The sequence below is a fragment of the Rhodoferax mekongensis genome, from assembly GCF_032191775.1.
In the GTDB taxonomy this organism is placed as follows: domain Bacteria; phylum Pseudomonadota; class Gammaproteobacteria; order Burkholderiales; family Burkholderiaceae_C; genus Allorhodoferax; species Allorhodoferax mekongensis.
Window position 1 is genome coordinate 2,566,192 of the sequence record NZ_CP132507.1, and the last position, 16,103, is coordinate 2,582,294.

The window sequence follows — 16,103 nt, forward strand, 5'->3', positions numbered from 1 at the left end:
GGTGTTCAAGTGAGCTCTGCGAGGTGGACAGCGGACTCCATGTCCACCGCAACAATACGCGATACGCCCTGCTCCTGCATCGTGACACCGATGAGTTGTTCTGCCATTTCCATGGCGATTTTGTTGTGACTGATAAACAGGAACTGAGTTCCCTTGCTCATGCTGGCGACCAACTTGGCATAACGCTCGGTGTTGGCGTCGTCCAGCGGCGCATCCACCTCGTCCAGCAGACAGAAAGGCGCAGGATTGAGCTGGAAAATCGCAAACACCAATGCAATCGCGGTGAGTGCTTTTTCGCCACCTGACAGCAAATGGATGGTCTGATTCTTCTTGCCGGGTGGTTGCGCAATCACCTGCACCCCGGAATCCAGAATTTCGTCACCGGTGATGACCAGTCGTGCGTTGCCCCCACCGAAGAGCTCGGGGAACATGCGGCCGAAATGGGCATTCACCTGGTCGAAGGTGCCGGACAGCAACTCACGGGTTTCCGCGTCAATCTTGCGGATGGCGTCTTCCAGCGTGTTCATGGCCTGGGTCAGGTCCACGTTTTGCATGTCCAGGAATTGCTTGCGCTCGCGGGCAGCAGCCAGCTCCTCCAATGCCGCCAGGTTCACGGCACCCAAGGCTGCGATCTCGCGGTTCAGGCGGTCGATGTCCCCCTGCATGCCGAACAGGCGCACATTGCCGTCCTTGATGCTCTGCTCAATAGCCTCGAGGTCCGCCTGCGCATCCGCCAGCTGGGCCTCAAACTGCTCAAAGCCCAGCCGCGCAGCCTGCTCCTTGAGCTGGAATTCGGTAATACGCTGGCGCAGCGGGTCCAGCTCGCGCTCCAGTTGCAAGCGGCGTTCGTCGCTGGCACGCAACTTGGCGGTGAGATCGTCGTATTCGCTGCGCTTGGCGGCCAAGGCCTGTTCCCGCTCCAGCTTCAAGGCCAAAGCATTCTGCAGGCCGGCTTGGGCCGCTGCGTCCGTCAGGCGGTGCAGCTCGTCCTGCGCACGCTGTTCTTCGGCCTGGATGCTCTGGTTCTGTTGAATGGCTGTTTCGATTGCGCGAGAGAGTTCTGCATTGCGCGCTTGCAAACTGCGCTGGGCAAACACCGCCTCCTGCGCCTGTCGCTCCAGGCTGCGCTGCTGTTCGCGGCACTGGCTCAGCTTGTTTTGGACCTCAATCACGCGCTCGTCCAGCTGGGCATGACGTTCCTGGCTGTCTGCCAGCTGCATGTCCAGTGACTCGAAGCGTGCTTCGGCTTCTACGCGACGCTCTTGCAGATCGTCCAACTGGGCTTCAACTTCCGCCATATCGGCATCAATCTGGGCGCTGCGGGCACGGGTTTGCTCCAGCATCTGGGACAGACGCAGAGTCTCGACCTGCAACTCATGCACGCGCCCCTGGCTTTCGGCGGCCTCGCGGCGGGCACTGACCAATCGCTGGGCACTCTCGGCGTACGCACTCTCTGCGCGGCTTAGCGCGACGCGGGATTCGTCGGCAATCAACACCTGGGCACGGAGCTGTTTCTCCAAGTTCTCGATTTCCTGGGCGCGGGCCAACAAGCCGGCTTGCTCGGAGTCCTGGGCATAAAAGCTGACGCTGTGGCTTGTGACCACATGGCCACTTTTCACATAGATGCTCTCACCGGGCTGCAGCTTCTCACGCTGAGCTAACGCTTCTTCGAAGCTGCCTGCAGTAAAGCAGCCTTGCAACCAGTCGGTCAGAACCGCTTTCTGGCCCGCGTCATTCACGCGCAGCAAGTCCGCCAAACGGGGCAAGGCACCCGCGCGTTCGGGCAAAGTGGTTTGCGGTGGGGTGTAAAAGGACAGTCTGGCAGGCGGCGCGTCCACGGCAAATGCCTTGAGCATCTCCAAACGGGACACCTCCAACGCACCCAAGCGCTCCCGCAATGCGCCTTCCAGGGCGCTCTCCCAGCCTTGCTCAATGTGAATGCGGCTCCACAGGCCTTGCAAATGATCCAAGCCATGCTTGGCCAGCCAAGGCTGCAATTTGCCATCGGTCTTGACCTTTTCCTGCAGCGCTTTGAGCGCCTCCAGGCGCGCCGAGAGGTCCGCTTGGCGGGAGGACTCGGTGTTGACGGCAAGCTGCTGTTCCTTGCGGGCCTCATCCAGCTGGGGGACCGCGTCCTGCAGGTCCTGCAGCCGCGCATCCGCCACCTGATGCGCTTCCTGCACGGCTTCCAGCTGCTCTTGCAGACTTGTCAACCGGGATTCGTCCGGTGCAGACAGTGCATTGCGGTCAGTCATCAACCGGTCGCGGCGGGTCTCCAACTGGCGGCTTTGCTCTTCGATGCCGCGTTGCTCCGCGGCCAGCACCTGAATCTGTTGCTGCACCTGCGCCACAGAGCCACGTTGGTCGTTGGCGGCACTCTGCGCTTTGGCCAATGCCTCTTCCAGGTCGGGAAGTTGCTGGGCCTGTTCTTCCACTTGGGCAGCCAGCAGTTCTGTTTGCTCTTCACCCAAGGCGGCCAGCTCTGCCAGGCGCTCCATTTCGGCCTGCGCATCGTCCTTGCGGGTGGCCCACTGGGCGATCTGTTCCTTGAGGGTGATCAAGCGCTGCTCGACGCGCTGACGGCCTTCGACCACAAATCGGATTTCCGCTTCCAAGCGGCCCACATCGGTACTGGCTTCGTACAACAAGCCTTGCGCTTGATTGACCTGGTCACCTGCGGCGTAGTGCGCCTGGCGCACCGTTTCCAGATCTGCCTCGATGTGACGAAGATCAGCCATTCGGGCTTCGAGAGCGTTGACGGCAGCGAGACCTTCGGACTGCACCTTGGCTTTGTCGGCCAATGCTTCGGCCCGCTTCAAGAACCATTGCTGGTGCTGCTTGAGTGTGACCTCGGCCTGAAGCGCGTTGTATTTCTGCGCAACCTCGGCCTGCTTTTCCAGGCGTTCCAGGTTGGTGCCCAGCTCGCGCAGGATGTCTTCCACGCGCGTGAGGTTTTCACGGGTGTCGGAGAGGCGATTTTCGGTCTCACGGCGGCGCTCTTTGTATTTGGAGACGCCCGCAGCCTCTTCGAGGAACAAGCGAAGTTCTTCCGGTTTCGACTCGATGATGCGGGAAATGGTGCCCTGCCCGATGATCGCGTAAGCACGGGGCCCTAAACCGGTGCCGAGGAACACGTCCTGGACGTCACGGCGGCGAACTGGTTGGTTATTGATGAAATAGCTGCTTGTGCCATCGCGGGTCAGCACCCGTTTAACCGCAATTTCACCGAACTGGCCCCATTGGCCGCCGGCCCGGTGGTCGGCATTGTCAAACACCAGTTCCACGCTGCTGCGGCTCGCAGGCTTGCGGGAAGTGGTGCCGTTGAAAATCACGTCCTGCATGGACTCACCACGCAACTCGCTGGCTTTGCTCTCGCCCAACACCCAGCGCACCGCATCCATGATGTTGGACTTACCGCAGCCATTGGGGCCGACCACGCCTACCAGCTGGCCGGGCAGCAGGAAGTTGGTGGGTTCAGCAAAAGACTTGAAACCCGAGAGCTTGATGGAGTTGAGACGCACAGGAAGATGTAGAAAGCGCTAAGTAATTGATTTTATTGAGAATTGCAGAGCCTTCCCAGTGGCTCGCAAGCGCTGGATCATACCGTGCAGCAACCCGCAGTTCGGCATACCTCCAGCCGCGAACCCTCTCAGGTCGGGCTACCCAGATAGGCGGCCACTTCTGCCTCCAACACACGCAACTCAGGCGCCAGCGTGGCATACGCGGCAGCTACGGTGGGAGCATCCCCCTTTTTACTCATGAATTCCACTTCCGATACCTTCGCGACCAATTCAGCGGTGCAAAAGATGGGAATAAAGCCCTTGAGCGGGTGAAGCAGGTGGTTGGCGCCCTGCACATCCCCTTTTGTCAGCAGCTCCGTGATCGCGGGAACGTCACGCTGCAAGGAGTCCAGAACCATGGGAAGCATTTCGCGCAAAGCGCCTTCGTCACCGATTTGCTCCAATGCACCGGCAATATTGAGATAACGGTTGCCGGCACCATTGGTCGGAACTGCAGACATGGCTTACTCCTCAAAATCGATCTGAATGGACCCCGAGGGCCGAAGCCCCAAGTTTAACGACGACTCAGGGATAATGCCGCCCCATGAATCCGAATTTGTCCAGCCTGCAGGCGTACCCGTTTGAGCGCCTGCGCCAGTTGTTTGCGGGCGTTGTGCCCAACCCGGCGTTCAGCCCTATCAGCTTGGGCATCGGCGAGCCCCGTCACCCTACCCCCCAACTCATCAAAGACGCCTACTGCCATGCCATCCAATCGGGTGAAAGTGGTTTGGCGGCTTACCCCGCCACTGCAGGTGATCCAAAACTGCGCCTGTCCATGGCGAATTGGATTCAGCGACGCTATGGCCTGCAGTTGGATGCCGCGACGCAAATATTGCCCATCAACGGGTCCCGGGAAGCATTATTTGCCTTCGCGCAGACAGTCATTAATCCGGCAGCTAGCAATGGCACCGTGCAGGTGGTGTGCCCGAATCCGTTTTATCAAATCTACGAAGGTGCTGCCCTGCTGGCAGGTGCGCAGCCGTACTTTGTGCCTTCTGTGCCCTCCCGCAATTTCGCCCAGGATTGGGACAGCGTTCCGGAAAGCATATGGGCGTCTACGCAGCTCATGTATGTGTGCTCCCCCGGAAACCCTGCCGGCGCGGTCATGCCTCTGTCCGAGTGGGAAAAGCTCTTTGCGTTGAGCGACAGGTACGGCTTTGTCATTGCCTCGGATGAGTGCTACAGCGAAATTTACTTCCGCGATGAGGCGCCACTGGGTGGATTGGAAGCTGCAGCCAAATTGGGCCGCGCCGATTTCAAGAATCTGGTGTCCTTCACCAGCCTGTCCAAGCGGAGCAACGTGCCCGGCATGCGCAGCGGTTTTTGCGCAGGTGATGCACACTGGATCAAGCAGTTTTTGCTTTACCGCACCTACCATGGCAGTGCCATGAGCCCTGTCGTACAGGCGGCCAGCATTGCTGCTTGGGACGATGAGAACCACGTGGTGGACAACCGCGCCAAGTACCGCGCCAAGTTCGCCCAAGTCACACCATTGTTGGCAGACGTGATGGACGTCACCTTGCCGGACGCTGGCTTCTACCTGTGGGCGGATGTCAATGGCAGTGACACCGAGTTCGCCCGGGAACTGCTCGCTCTTTACAATGTGACCGTTTTGCCCGGCAGCTACCTGGCGCGTGAGGCGAACGGGCACAACCCCGGCGCCGGGCGCATCCGCATGGCATTGGTGGCTGAGACCGCCGAATGCGTGGAAGCAGCGCAGCGCATCGTCCAATTCGTTCGGGGTCGCAGCGCTTGAAGTGCCGGACCTCGAAGCCTTTTCTCCGATTACAACCCTGAAAAAACCATGAGCCAACAATTGCAATCCGTTATCGAAGCCGCGTGGGAAGACCGCGCCAACATTTCTGTGGCATCCGCACCCGCTGAAGTGCGTGAAGCCGTGGAACATGTGCTGAACGAACTCGACGCTGGGCGCTTGCGCGTCGCCACCCGCGAGGGCGTGGGCCAGTGGACCACCCACCAATGGATCAAAAAGGCGGTGTTGCTGAGCTTCCGCCTCAAGGACAACGAAGTCATCCAGTCCGGTGATCTGGGCTTTTATGACAAGGTTCCCACCAAGTTCGCCGGCATGAGCGCTGAAGCCCTGAAGGCGACCGGTGTTCGCGTCGTTCCGCCTGCCGTGGCGCGTCGCGGCAGCTTCCAGGGCAAGGGAGTGATCCTGATGCCTTCTTACTGCAACATCGGATCGTATGTGGACGAAGGCACCATGGTCGACACATGGGCGACTGTGGGTTCTTGCGCCCAGATCGGCAAGCACGTGCACTTGTCCGGTGGCGTGGGCATAGGCGGTGTGCTGGAGCCTATGCAGGCCGGCCCGACCATCATTGAAGACAACTGCTTTGTGGGCGCGCGCTCCGAAGTGGTGGAAGGCGTGATCGTCGAAGAAAACTCGGTGATTTCCATGGGCGTTTACATCGGCCAAAGCACTCCGATCTATGACCGCGCAACCGACACCGTAAGCTATGGCCGCATCCCCGCAGGTTCTGTGGTGGTCAGCGGCAGCCTGCCCAAGGGCGATGGCAAATACAGCATGTATGCCGCCATCATCGTCAAGAAGGTGGACGCAAAGACCCGTTCAACCACCAGCCTGAACGACTTGCTGCGCGACTAAGTTCCCCCAACCGGAAGGCAACCATGGCCACGACCACCACACCCCAGCCTTCAGGCACCATGGAGCGCATCCTGCGCCTCATGAGTGAGAAGAAGGCGTCTGACGTATATCTGTCGGCGCACGCCCCTGCGCTGATCAAGATCAACGGCCAGTGTGTACCGATCAACAGCCAGACCCTGCCTTCCGATGCGCCCAGAAATCTGTTGGCGGAGGTGTTGTCACCCCAACACATTGAGATTCTGGAGCGCGATGGTGAGCTCAACGTAGGCTTCCCCCTGGCCGGCGTAGGCCGTTTCCGGGTCAGCGCCATGCGCCAGCGCGGCACCATTGCGGCGGTGATCCGTTTCATTAGCGTGGACGTACCTCCTTTGCACAGCTTGCAGCTACCCCCGGTGCTGGCCGACCTGATCATGGAAAAGCGTGGCCTACTGCTGATGGTGGGCGCCACAGGTGCGGGCAAGAGCACGACGCTGGCGTCGATGTTGGACCACCGCAATGAGAGCGTGTCCGGCCACATCCTGACCATTGAAGACCCGGTGGAGTTTTTGTTCAAGAACAAAAAGTCGGTGGTCAATCAGCGCGAAGTCGGAACCGACACCGCCTCCCTGCAGGTGGCCTTGAAGAACGCCTTGCGCCAAGCTCCGGATGTGATTCTGATCGGTGAAATCCGGGACCAGGAAACCATGTCGGCAGCGATTGCTTATGCCCAATCAGGGCATTTGTGCCTGGCCACCATGCACGCCAACAACAGCTACCAAGCGCTGAACCGCATCTTGAGCTTTTACCCGGTGGAGGTGCGCCCCACCATGCTGGGAGACTTGGCTACCGCCCTGCGGGCCATCGTCTCGCAACGCCTGCTCCGCACCACATCCGGACTGCGGACACCGGCCGCAGAGGTGTTGCTCAATACCAAGCTCGTGGCCGAAATGATTGAAAAAGGCGACTTTTCAGCGGTGCGGGAAGCGATGGAGCAGTCCATGGCCGAGGGCTCTCAGACTTTCGAAGCCGACATCGCCCGCCTGATTCAGGACGGACTGGTCGACCGCAAAGAAGGTTTGGCCCACGCCGACTCGCCCACCAACCTCATGTGGCGCTTGCAAAACGATTTCACCAAGGTGGCCAAGGCTGCCGCGGTGCCGGAAGAAGATGACGAAGCCTCCTTCACGGAAATTACCCTGGATGTGAAACACTGATGACGCAAACGCTGCAGCTCACCGAGCAACTGTTGTCCATGGCCTCGGTGACGCCCTCTGATGGCGGATGCCAGGCCTTGATCGCCGATCGCTTGCGCCCTTTGGGCTTTGTGTGTGAAACCATCGAAAGTGGACCGGACGATTTTCGAGTCACCAATTTGTGGGCCAAGCGGCCTGCAGGGCTCACGGGATCTGCGCAAGTAGCTTCCAAAAGCATAGCAAAAACCTTGGTGTTTGCCGGGCATACCGATGTGGTGCCCACCGGCCCTGCCCAGCAATGGGACAGTGCGCCATTCGTCCCCAGTCACCGTGACGGAAAACTTTTCGGCCGCGGCGCGAGCGACATGAAGACCTCCCTGGCGGCTTTTGTGGTGTCTATTGAAGAGTTTTTGGCTGCACACCCTGCCCCAGAACTCAACATCGCCATGCTCCTGACCAGTGACGAAGAAGGCCCTGCTCTGGACGGCACCGTCGTGGTCTGCAAAGAACTTCAGGCGCGCGGTGAGGTGCTGGACTACTGCATTGTGGGCGAGCCCACTTCAGTGGAAAAAACCGGCGACATGATCAAAAACGGACGGCGCGGCACCATGAGCGGCAAACTCACGGTCAAAGGAGTGCAAGGCCATATCGCCTACCCGCACCTTGCCAAAAATCCGATCCATCGGTTTGCCCCCGCGCTAGCTGAGTTGGTGGGCATCGAATGGGATAAGGGCAATGCGTTTTTCCCGCCGACGACCTGGCAGGTCAGCAACATCCATGGCGGTACCGGGGCCAGTAACGTCATTCCCGGCCATGTGGTGATTGATTTCAACTTCCGCTTCTCCACCGAGTCCACCCCCGAAAGCCTGCAAAAACGGCTGGCCAGCGTGCTGGCCAAACATGAGCTGGACTATGACCTGGCATGGACAATAGGCGGCCTGCCATTCCTGACGACGCCAGGCCCCTTGGTGGATGCCGTGCGCGACGCCATTCGGTCCGAAACCGGTTTGGAGACCCAGCTTTCCACAACCGGCGGTACCAGTGACGGGCGCTTCATCGCCCAGGTGTGCCCGCAAGTGATTGAACTCGGTCCGCCCAATGCCACCATCCACAAGATCAACGAATACGTGAAGCTCGCGGACATCGAGCCTCTGAAAAACATTTACCGCCGGGTACTTGAGAACCTGAACCAGGCGGAAACCGCATGAATGTGAAAGAACTGGTCGCACAGGCCACCGCGCAACTCACAGAAGCTGGCGTGTCCTTCGGCCACGGCACCACCAACGCGGCGGACGAAGCCGCTTGGCTGGTACTGCACGCACTCGGCTTGCCGCTGGATACGGGCTTGTCAGACGAGGATGTAGAGTCAAATCGGCCTGTAGCGCCCGAGGAATATGCGCGAGCCGCTACGCTTTTGGGAGCACGCATCAGCACGCGCAAACCAGCGGCCTACCTGACCCAGGAGGCATGGCTGCAAGGTGTGCCGTTTTATGTAGACGAACGCGTCATTGTTCCGCGCTCCTTGATCGCAGAACTCTTGGTCGATGGCAGCATCGACTACTGGCTCCAAGAAAGCACCCATCACGTGCTGGACTTGTGTACGGGCAACGGCAGCTTGGGCATTCTGGCCGCCATGGTCTATCCGGACGTGGAAGTGACTGGTGCTGATATTTCGATGGACGCCTTGGCAGTTGCACGTATCAATGTGGATAAGCACCAAATGCAAAACCGGGTGAAATTGTTGGAGTCTGATGGCTTAAAGGCCATCCCCGGCGTCTTTGACCTGGTTCTGTGCAACCCGCCTTACGTGAATGCAAAGAGCATGGCCGCTCTGCCCGCCGAATATTTGGCGGAACCCTTTATTGCCCTCGACGGCAATCAGGCAGGCGGCAGCGGTGATGGCATGGATTTCATCCGGACCTTGCTCGCAGAGCTTCCGCCCAAGCTGTCGGAAGACGGCGTACTGGTGCTGGAAATCGGCAACGAGCGTGCATATTTCGAAGCGGCCTTTCCGGGGTTGGAAGTGGTGTGGTTAGAGACGAGTGCCGGTGAAGATCAGGTGCTGCTACTGACCCTAGACGCACTGGCACGTTTCCAGCAGCATTAAGTTTTTACCAAGGGTCCGGTGAGCGCACGCCGGATACCCCGAACTACCCGATGAAGTGCATCCGGTAGCCTTTTATTGACGGCGTCACAGCCCTTCCCAGACCATGATTACATTGAAAAACGTCACCCTGCGCCGTAGCGCCAAGGTGTTGCTCGAAGGCGCTTCGGTGACCTTGAATCCAGGCGAAAAGGTCGGCCTTGTGGGCCGCAACGGGGCGGGCAAATCCTCACTGTTTGCTTTGCTCAACGGCAATTTGCATGAAGATGCAGGCGAGTACTACATCCCCGCCCAATGGCGCATGGGCCAGGTGGCACAGGACATGCCGGAGACCGAGCAAGGCGCCACCGACTTTGTGGTCGAAGGCGATACGCAACTTGGCGCTGCGCGCGCAGAGGTGGCTGCCGCAGAGGCGACTGAGGACTACGAGCGCATGGCCAATGCCTACACAGCCCTGCACGACGCCGGTGAGTATGACGCGGCTGCGCGCGCTCAAGCGCTGATTCTGGGTCTGGGTTTCAAAACTACCGAACTGGACAAACCGGTGAACAGCTTCTCCGGTGGCTGGCGGATGCGCCTGCAGCTCGCCCGTGCCCTCATGTGCCCCAGTGACCTGCTGCTATTGGACGAGCCCACCAACCACTTGGACTTGGACGCGCTGGTGTGGCTGGAAGCCTGGCTGAAGAAATATGAGGGCACCATGGTCGTCATCAGCCACGACCGCGAGTTTCTGGATGCGGTGACCAACGTGACCCTGCACATCGACATGGGCAAGCTGGTGCGCTACGGCGGCAATTACAGCAAGTTTGAAGATATGCGCGCCGAACAGATGGAGCTGCAGCAAAACGCCTACGCCAAGCAACAAGACAAGATCGCCCACCTGCAAAAGTTCATCGCACGCTTCAAGGCCAAAGCCAGCAAAGCCAAGCAGGCTCAAAGCCGGGTCAAGGCCCTGGACCGGATGGAGAAGATTGCGCCGCTGTTGTCGGAAGCCGATTTCAGCTTTGAGTTCAAGGAGCCGGCCAACCTGCCCAACCCTATGCTCTCCATGCAAGGCGTGAGTTTCGGCTACCCGGCGCCTGAGGAAGCGCCCAAGGGCACTCCACCTACAACTATCGTCCATAACGTCAGCAAATCGGTGCTCGCAGGACAGCGTATCGGCATATTGGGTGCCAACGGACAAGGTAAGTCCACGCTGGTCAAAACCGTGGCCCGGGATCTCGCGCCTCTGGGTGGCGAAGTGACCGAAGGCAAGGGCCTGAACATCGGCTATTTCGCCCAGCAGGAACTGGACGTGCTCCGGCCTGACGAAACCCCGCTGGAGCACATGATCCGGTTGGTGAAGGACATGACCGCTGCCGGCAAAATTGCCGGACAGCAGACCCGTGAACAGGACCTCCGCAGCTTCTTGGGAACATTCAACTTCAGCGGCGACATGGTCAAGCAGGCCGTGGGAAGTATGAGCGGTGGTGAGAAGGCCCGACTTGTGCTGTGCATGATCGTGTGGCAACGCCCCAACCTGCTGCTACTGGACGAGCCGACCAATCACCTGGATCTGGCAACACGCGAAGCGCTGGCCATGGCGCTGAACGAATTCGAAGGCACCGTGATGCTGGTGAGTCATGACCGGGCCTTGTTGCGATCGGTCTGCGATGAGTTCTGGATGGTTTCCCGAGGTGGGGTCGAGCCCTTCGATGGCGATCTCGACGATTACCAGAAATACCTGTTGGATGAAGCCAAGCGTCAGCGAGAGCTTGCCAAAGAAGAGGCCAAGGCTGGAGTTCCTGCAGTATCTGTGACGGCCCCTGTCGCTGTGAAAGTTGGCCCAACTGCAGACGAACTGAAGAAGTGGAAAAAAGACCTCGCTGCAACCGAGTTACGCATGGAAACTCTCAATGCCGAGGGTGCAGAGTTGGAGGCCAAGCTCTCTACCAATCCGCATCCATCAGAGATTGCGGAAGCCGGCAAGCGATTAAAGGCAGTGAACGCGGAGTTGCAAAAGCTGGAAGAGCTTTGGCTCGAACTGACGGCCAAGTTGGAGGGATGAAACGACTGACGGGGCGCAAGCCCCAAATAAAAAACCCGCCTTCGAATGAAGGCGGGTTTTAATGTCCACTATATCAGTGGTGGGAACTGAGAGATTCGAACTCTCGACCTACGGATTAAGAGTCCGCTGCTCTACCAGCTGAGCTAAATTCCCTAACGTCGTCAAAAATCTGGTGGGACCAGCGGGGGTCGAACCCACGACAAACGGATTAAAAGTCCGCTGCTCTACCAACTGAGCTATGGTCCCGACAGTGCTCACTAATTGCTTATTGAACCCTGCGAAGCCTCAAATTATAGCGTCTTTTTTGAGGCTAAATGAGTTGAGGCTGATAATTTATCGATAACCCAACCAGCTGCGCACATTCCAAAGGTGGCCGTCACACTCACCAAGGAACCGTAGCCGTGGCAATTCAACGTTCCATCCCCTTCCACAGCGCAGGAGGCATCTGGCCCACGAACGGCCTCCTTGCTGTACACGCAGGCGACATTCATTTTCTTTCCATCTTTGGGCGCCCCATGTGCTTTCCGAAGGCGGTAGCGTAGCTGCGCCAACAGGGGGTCATGCGTGGTTTGACTCAAATCAGAGATATCCACGAGATGCGCCAGACGCTTACCACCAGCGGCACCGACAGACACCAATGGGACCTTGGTCTCACGTGACCACGCAGCCATTGTCACTTTCGCCTTGACGTTGTCACACGCATCAATGACTGCATCTACTTGTCCACCCAAAATTGCGGGCCAGTTGTCCTCATCAACGAAGTCGTCGACAAGCGCCACACGACAGGCAGGATTGATCTCCGCAATGCGTTCCCGCATCGCTTCGATCTTGGACATACCGATTGTGCGGGTCAGAGCATGTAACTGCCTGTTGATGTTTGATTCGGACACATGGTCCATATCGATCAATGTCAGCGCAGCAATTCCGCTCCGAGCAAGAGCTTCCGCAGCCCAGGAACCTACACCGCCGATTCCTACAACAGCGACATGCGAATTGCGCAAGCGCTCAGCCGGCTGAACTCCAAAGAGCCGGTCCATGCCCGAAAAGCGGCGGTTGAGGTCAGCCGCCTCAACCGATCCTGAAGAAATGCCGGTCACTTCAAACGAGCCAAACGGTCCTTGGCAGCGCTCGCAGCTTCTGACGACGGATAACTCGCCATTAGTTCTTCCAACGTCTTTCTGGCGGCCTTGGTGTCTTTCAACTCGGACTGACAGTTGGCCAGCGCCAGCAAAGCCTCTGGCGCACGCACATGATCGGACGATTGCTGCACCAGACTACGAAAATTGGCTTGCGCGTCCTTGTAATCCTTGGTCGCGTACTGCGCACTACCCAACCAGAACAGGGCCGAAGGGCGATATCCGGAGGTGGAATAACGATTCAGGAAGTCAAGAAACACTGCCTGCGCAGCAGCAAAGTCGCCTTTGCGAAATACAGCAAGCGCTGCTTCAAAATCGCGCTTCTCAGAGGGTTCTGCAAAGAACTCGCGACCGTCCACGGACACCTTCGAAGGCTCCAGTTTTCGCAGACGATCTTCAAGAAGTTGCGAAGAGTCTTTTTGTTTGCGCTGTGCCTCCGCCAGATCTCGCGCAAGTTGTTCTACCTGGCCACGAAGCTTGGCCGTGTCTGCACGACTAGCCTCAAGCTGATTCTGCATCTCCAGGAGTGAGCGTCTAAGTTGCGCAACCTCCTCGGCGTTTCGCTTCGACTCTTCCGAGATCTTTTGATCACTGTCGTTGCGCATTACATCTATGCGCTGGCGTAGATCAAGAATCGCGCGACGTGCCTCTTCATCGTCAAACAGGCCTGCAAATGCCTGCCCTGCCCCTAAACACAATAAAAGCGCTACCGGGGCAGCGTGCGCAAATCGCTTCATCAAAGAAGACATCATGATTTATCGGTAGCTGAACTCGGCGCGACGGTTCTTTTCCAGTGCGGCTTCGGAGTTACCCAGAACGGCCGGCTTTTCCTTACCATAGCTGACAGCCTCCATTTGTGCGTCAGGAACGCCTTGAAGTTGCAGCGCCTTTCGCACAGCTTCTGCCCGCTTCTGGCCCAGCGCCAAGTTGTATTCGCGGCCACCGCGTTCGTCGGTATGACCTTCAATACTCACCCTGCGGGCCTTGTCAGCCTTCAAGTACTTGGCATGCGCCTCCAAGGTCGCTTGGAACTCGGAGCGAATCACAAAACTGTCGTAGTCGAAGTAGACCGTCTTCAATGCAGCGCTTAATGCGGGGTCCTGCGCGTTTTTGTCCAAGGTCACCGTTGCAACGTTGCTCTTTGCAACGCCTGCTCCATCATTCGTGCCAGTGCCCAATGAACCAGCATTGACTGCCTGCCCAGATTTGTCTTCCACAGGCACTTTGTCCAGCTTGACCGAAGAACCACAAGCGCTCAAAAGAGCGACTACAGACACCAGCAAAACCATCTTTTTCATTTTGTAACTCCAAGTTAAATAGCCAAGTTATTTTTGAGCCGGACCCCAATCGGGCTCCCGAATATCACCACTTTGGCCCGCAAGACGCGCTTTGATACGCCCGTCCAAGGTGGTAGTCATGAGTGCTTCTTTTCCCTGCAACAAAGTTGCGTAAATGATGAGTCGGCTGTTCGGCGAAAAACTGGGGTTTTCGTCGGCCACTGTCTCTGTGATCGCGGACACCGCTCCACTTGCAATATCCATCACATGCAGCTTGAACGCGCCGTTCACCCGGGATACGTAAGCCAACCACTTTCCATCCGGGCTCAAGGCGGGAGAGATGTTGTAGTTCCCCGTGAAAGTTACGCGTTCCGCATTTCCGCCGTTTGAAGGAACCCTGTAGATCTGCGGGGATCCACCCCGGTCACTCACAAAGTAAATGGTCTTGCCATCCGAGGTGTAAACGGGTTCTGTATCGATTGCTGGGGATTGCATCAAACGCTTGGGCTCCCCACCGTTGGCATCCATCACATACAACTGCGACCCACCATCGCGGCTGAGCGTCAGCGCGATAGACCGCCCGTCTGGAGACCAAGCGGGAGCACTGTTGGAGCCTTTGAAGCTGGCCACAAGACGACGACGCCCGGTCGCCACATCATGCACATACACGACGGGCTTGCGTGCTTCAAACGATACATACGCCAATTGATTGCCATTCGGAGCCCAAGCGGGTGAAATGATAGGTTCAGGGCTACTCAATGCACTCTGCGCATTCTCACCATCCGCATCCGCGACCCACAGGTTGTAGTTGGCACCGGCCTTGGTAACGTAGGAAATCCTGGTGGAGAAAACGCCTTTATCGCCGGTCATGCGTTCGTAGACAAAATCCGCAATTCGGTGAGCCGCCAGACGTAGATCCCCAGACAGCACAGCGTGACTTTGACCGCCCAAATCCTGATTTCGCACCACATCCCATAAGCGGAAACGGACATCGAACCGCCCGTCTGCCAAACGTGAAATGCTTCCGGCCACCAATGCGTCGGCTCCCCGTTGTCGCATGACGCCCATATCTGGTCGGGCGCTCTCATCCAAGCCGGGAACGGACTCCACCCCTTTGAATTGACCACTTCTCTCAAGGTCGGCCTGGACAATGGCGGCAATTTTTTGGGGCGATTGCTCCTCCCCACGAAAAGCTGCGATTGCGATGGGAATTTGTGTCATTCCCACACCAGAAACCTCTACGCGAAACTGGGCGTGCGCATGCAACGCAGCCAAACTCCAAAAGCAAATGAACCAGAATTTTTTCATCGTGTCCCGAATTATCACCGTCTGTAGACCTGTACCTGATCAAACCCCAAGCTTTGCTGGTAACCAATCGTGGCTACGATCTGCTTGCTCGTGATTCGTTCCCTGACTCGCAGCGCGTTCGCATTTTCCAAGTCACGGCTACTCTCGGGGTGCCACAAATGATAGACCTCGGTTGAGAAAAAACCGTTCTTGCGACAAAGCCCCGCATTGTGCAGGCGCAATACAAAGTCGGCATCTTCATGCCCCCACCCCACAAAACTTTCATCAAACCCGTTGATCGCTACGTAGTCCGATTTGCGTAAAGCCATGTTGCAACTTCGGATGCCCTTCCACCGAAATTCGGGTTGCCGGCGGATAGACAAATCAGGCCAGCGGAACTTGGCAGTCCACTTACTTGCTTGTCCACTCAACCTTCTTCCTAGCCACCACCACGTGGATTGATCTGTCAAGTCGACTTCCTTAGAAATCGCACTTTGGGTCAATCCTTCACCCAATAAGACGCGGCTGCCGTTCACAAAATGCCCTTTCTCTTGCAGCATTCGATGGCGCCTAACAAAGTCAACCTCAGGGACGCAATCCCCATCCAGCAAAACAAGGTAGTCACCCGAAGCCTGGGCTACCCCCAGATTACGCACCTTGGCAGCGGTAAAGCCAACATCCGGATGCCAAACATGAATCACAGGAAAATTGACGTTGCTCTGTATGGAGCGTGTGTTGGCAACGTGCGCATTGCTGGAGCCATCATCTGCAACGATCACCTCAAAGTCACGGTCCGACTGCCGCTCGAGCGCGGATAGCACACATCCAAGCGCATCACTGCGGTTGTAGGTTGTAATGACTATGGAGATTAGCTCTTTGGAAGGCATTTTC

Annotated in this window: 13 protein-coding genes and 2 tRNA genes; 6 read left to right on the plus strand and 9 right to left on the minus strand. The window is 57.8% G+C overall.

The window, feature by feature from the left end; all coding sequences use genetic code 11:
• Window positions 1–5 precede the first annotated feature (5 nt).
• Together smc and RAN89_RS12295 are read right to left on the minus strand one after the other, a co-directional pair.
• Entirely contained in the window at window positions 6–3,521 is a 3,516-nt protein-coding gene (smc, locus tag RAN89_RS12290) for a chromosome segregation protein SMC (protein WP_313866580.1), read from the minus strand.
• Between the two features lie 128 nt (window positions 3,522–3,649).
• Window positions 3,650–4,021, minus strand: coding sequence for an Hpt domain-containing protein (locus RAN89_RS12295; protein WP_313866581.1), 372 nt, complete (start codon window positions 4,019–4,021; stop codon window positions 3,650–3,652).
• Between the two features lie 83 nt (window positions 4,022–4,104).
• On the opposite strand from RAN89_RS12295, the gene dapC reads away from it, so the two are divergent.
• From dapC to RAN89_RS12325, 6 genes are all read left to right on the plus strand, one after another.
• A complete protein-coding gene (dapC, locus tag RAN89_RS12300) occupies window positions 4,105–5,316 on the plus strand; it encodes a succinyldiaminopimelate transaminase (RefSeq protein ID WP_313866582.1) in 1,212 nt (403 codons plus the stop codon).
• A gap of 48 nt (window positions 5,317–5,364) precedes the next feature.
• Window positions 5,365–6,189 (plus strand): 2,3,4,5-tetrahydropyridine-2,6-dicarboxylate N-succinyltransferase, encoded by an 825-nt coding sequence (dapD, locus tag RAN89_RS12305; protein ID WP_087493920.1) that lies wholly within the window; start codon window positions 5,365–5,367, stop codon window positions 6,187–6,189.
• Between the two features lie 23 nt (window positions 6,190–6,212).
• The gene (locus tag RAN89_RS12310) at window positions 6,213–7,382 is read left to right on the plus strand and encodes a PilT/PilU family type 4a pilus ATPase (RefSeq protein ID WP_313866583.1); all 1,170 of its coding nucleotides are present in this window, start codon (window positions 6,213–6,215) and stop codon (window positions 7,380–7,382) included.
• Complete coding sequence (dapE, locus tag RAN89_RS12315; protein ID WP_313866584.1) at window positions 7,382–8,569, plus strand: succinyl-diaminopimelate desuccinylase; 1,188 nt, start codon at window positions 7,382–7,384, stop codon at window positions 8,567–8,569. The genes RAN89_RS12310 and dapE overlap by 1 nt, the downstream gene beginning before the upstream one ends.
• Window positions 8,566–9,468 carry a 50S ribosomal protein L3 N(5)-glutamine methyltransferase gene (gene prmB, locus RAN89_RS12320; protein ID WP_313866585.1) on the plus strand — a complete coding sequence of 301 codons (903 nt, stop codon included), beginning with the start codon at window positions 8,566–8,568 and terminating at the stop codon, window positions 9,466–9,468. The genes dapE and prmB overlap by 4 nt, the downstream gene beginning before the upstream one ends.
• A gap of 103 nt (window positions 9,469–9,571) precedes the next feature.
• On the plus strand, window positions 9,572–11,512 hold the full coding sequence (locus RAN89_RS12325; RefSeq protein WP_313866586.1) for an ABC-F family ATP-binding cassette domain-containing protein: 1,941 nt from the start codon (window positions 9,572–9,574) through the stop codon (window positions 11,510–11,512).
• 77 nt (window positions 11,513–11,589) lie between these two features.
• On the opposite strand, the gene RAN89_RS12330 is transcribed toward RAN89_RS12325, so the two are convergent.
• The 7 genes from RAN89_RS12330 to RAN89_RS12360 all read right to left on the minus strand — a co-directional run bounded on the left by RAN89_RS12330 (window position 11,590) and on the right by RAN89_RS12360 (window position 16,099).
• Window positions 11,590–11,665 (minus strand) — tRNA-Lys (locus tag RAN89_RS12330).
• A 17-nt stretch (window positions 11,666–11,682) separates the two neighbouring features.
• A tRNA-Lys gene (locus tag RAN89_RS12335) sits at window positions 11,683–11,758 on the minus strand.
• Between the two features lie 44 nt (window positions 11,759–11,802).
• Window positions 11,803–12,549: a tRNA threonylcarbamoyladenosine dehydratase gene (locus RAN89_RS12340; RefSeq protein WP_313869393.1), complete on the minus strand. Its 747-nt coding sequence runs from the start codon at window positions 12,547–12,549 to the stop codon at window positions 11,803–11,805.
• Between the two features lie 56 nt (window positions 12,550–12,605).
• Window positions 12,606–13,400: a tol-pal system protein YbgF gene (gene ybgF / locus RAN89_RS12345; RefSeq protein ID WP_313866587.1), complete on the minus strand. Its 795-nt coding sequence runs from the start codon at window positions 13,398–13,400 to the stop codon at window positions 12,606–12,608.
• A gap of 3 nt (window positions 13,401–13,403) precedes the next feature.
• Window positions 13,404–13,946 (minus strand): peptidoglycan-associated lipoprotein Pal, encoded by a 543-nt coding sequence (pal, locus tag RAN89_RS12350; protein ID WP_313866588.1) that lies wholly within the window; start codon window positions 13,944–13,946, stop codon window positions 13,404–13,406.
• 27 nt (window positions 13,947–13,973) lie between these two features.
• Window positions 13,974–15,233, minus strand: coding sequence for a Tol-Pal system beta propeller repeat protein TolB (gene tolB, locus RAN89_RS12355; RefSeq protein ID WP_313866589.1), 1,260 nt, complete (start codon window positions 15,231–15,233; stop codon window positions 13,974–13,976).
• 14 nt (window positions 15,234–15,247) lie between these two features.
• Entirely contained in the window at window positions 15,248–16,099 is an 852-nt protein-coding gene (locus RAN89_RS12360) for a glycosyltransferase family 2 protein (RefSeq protein ID WP_313866590.1), read from the minus strand.
• Window positions 16,100–16,103: the final 4 nt, after the last annotated feature.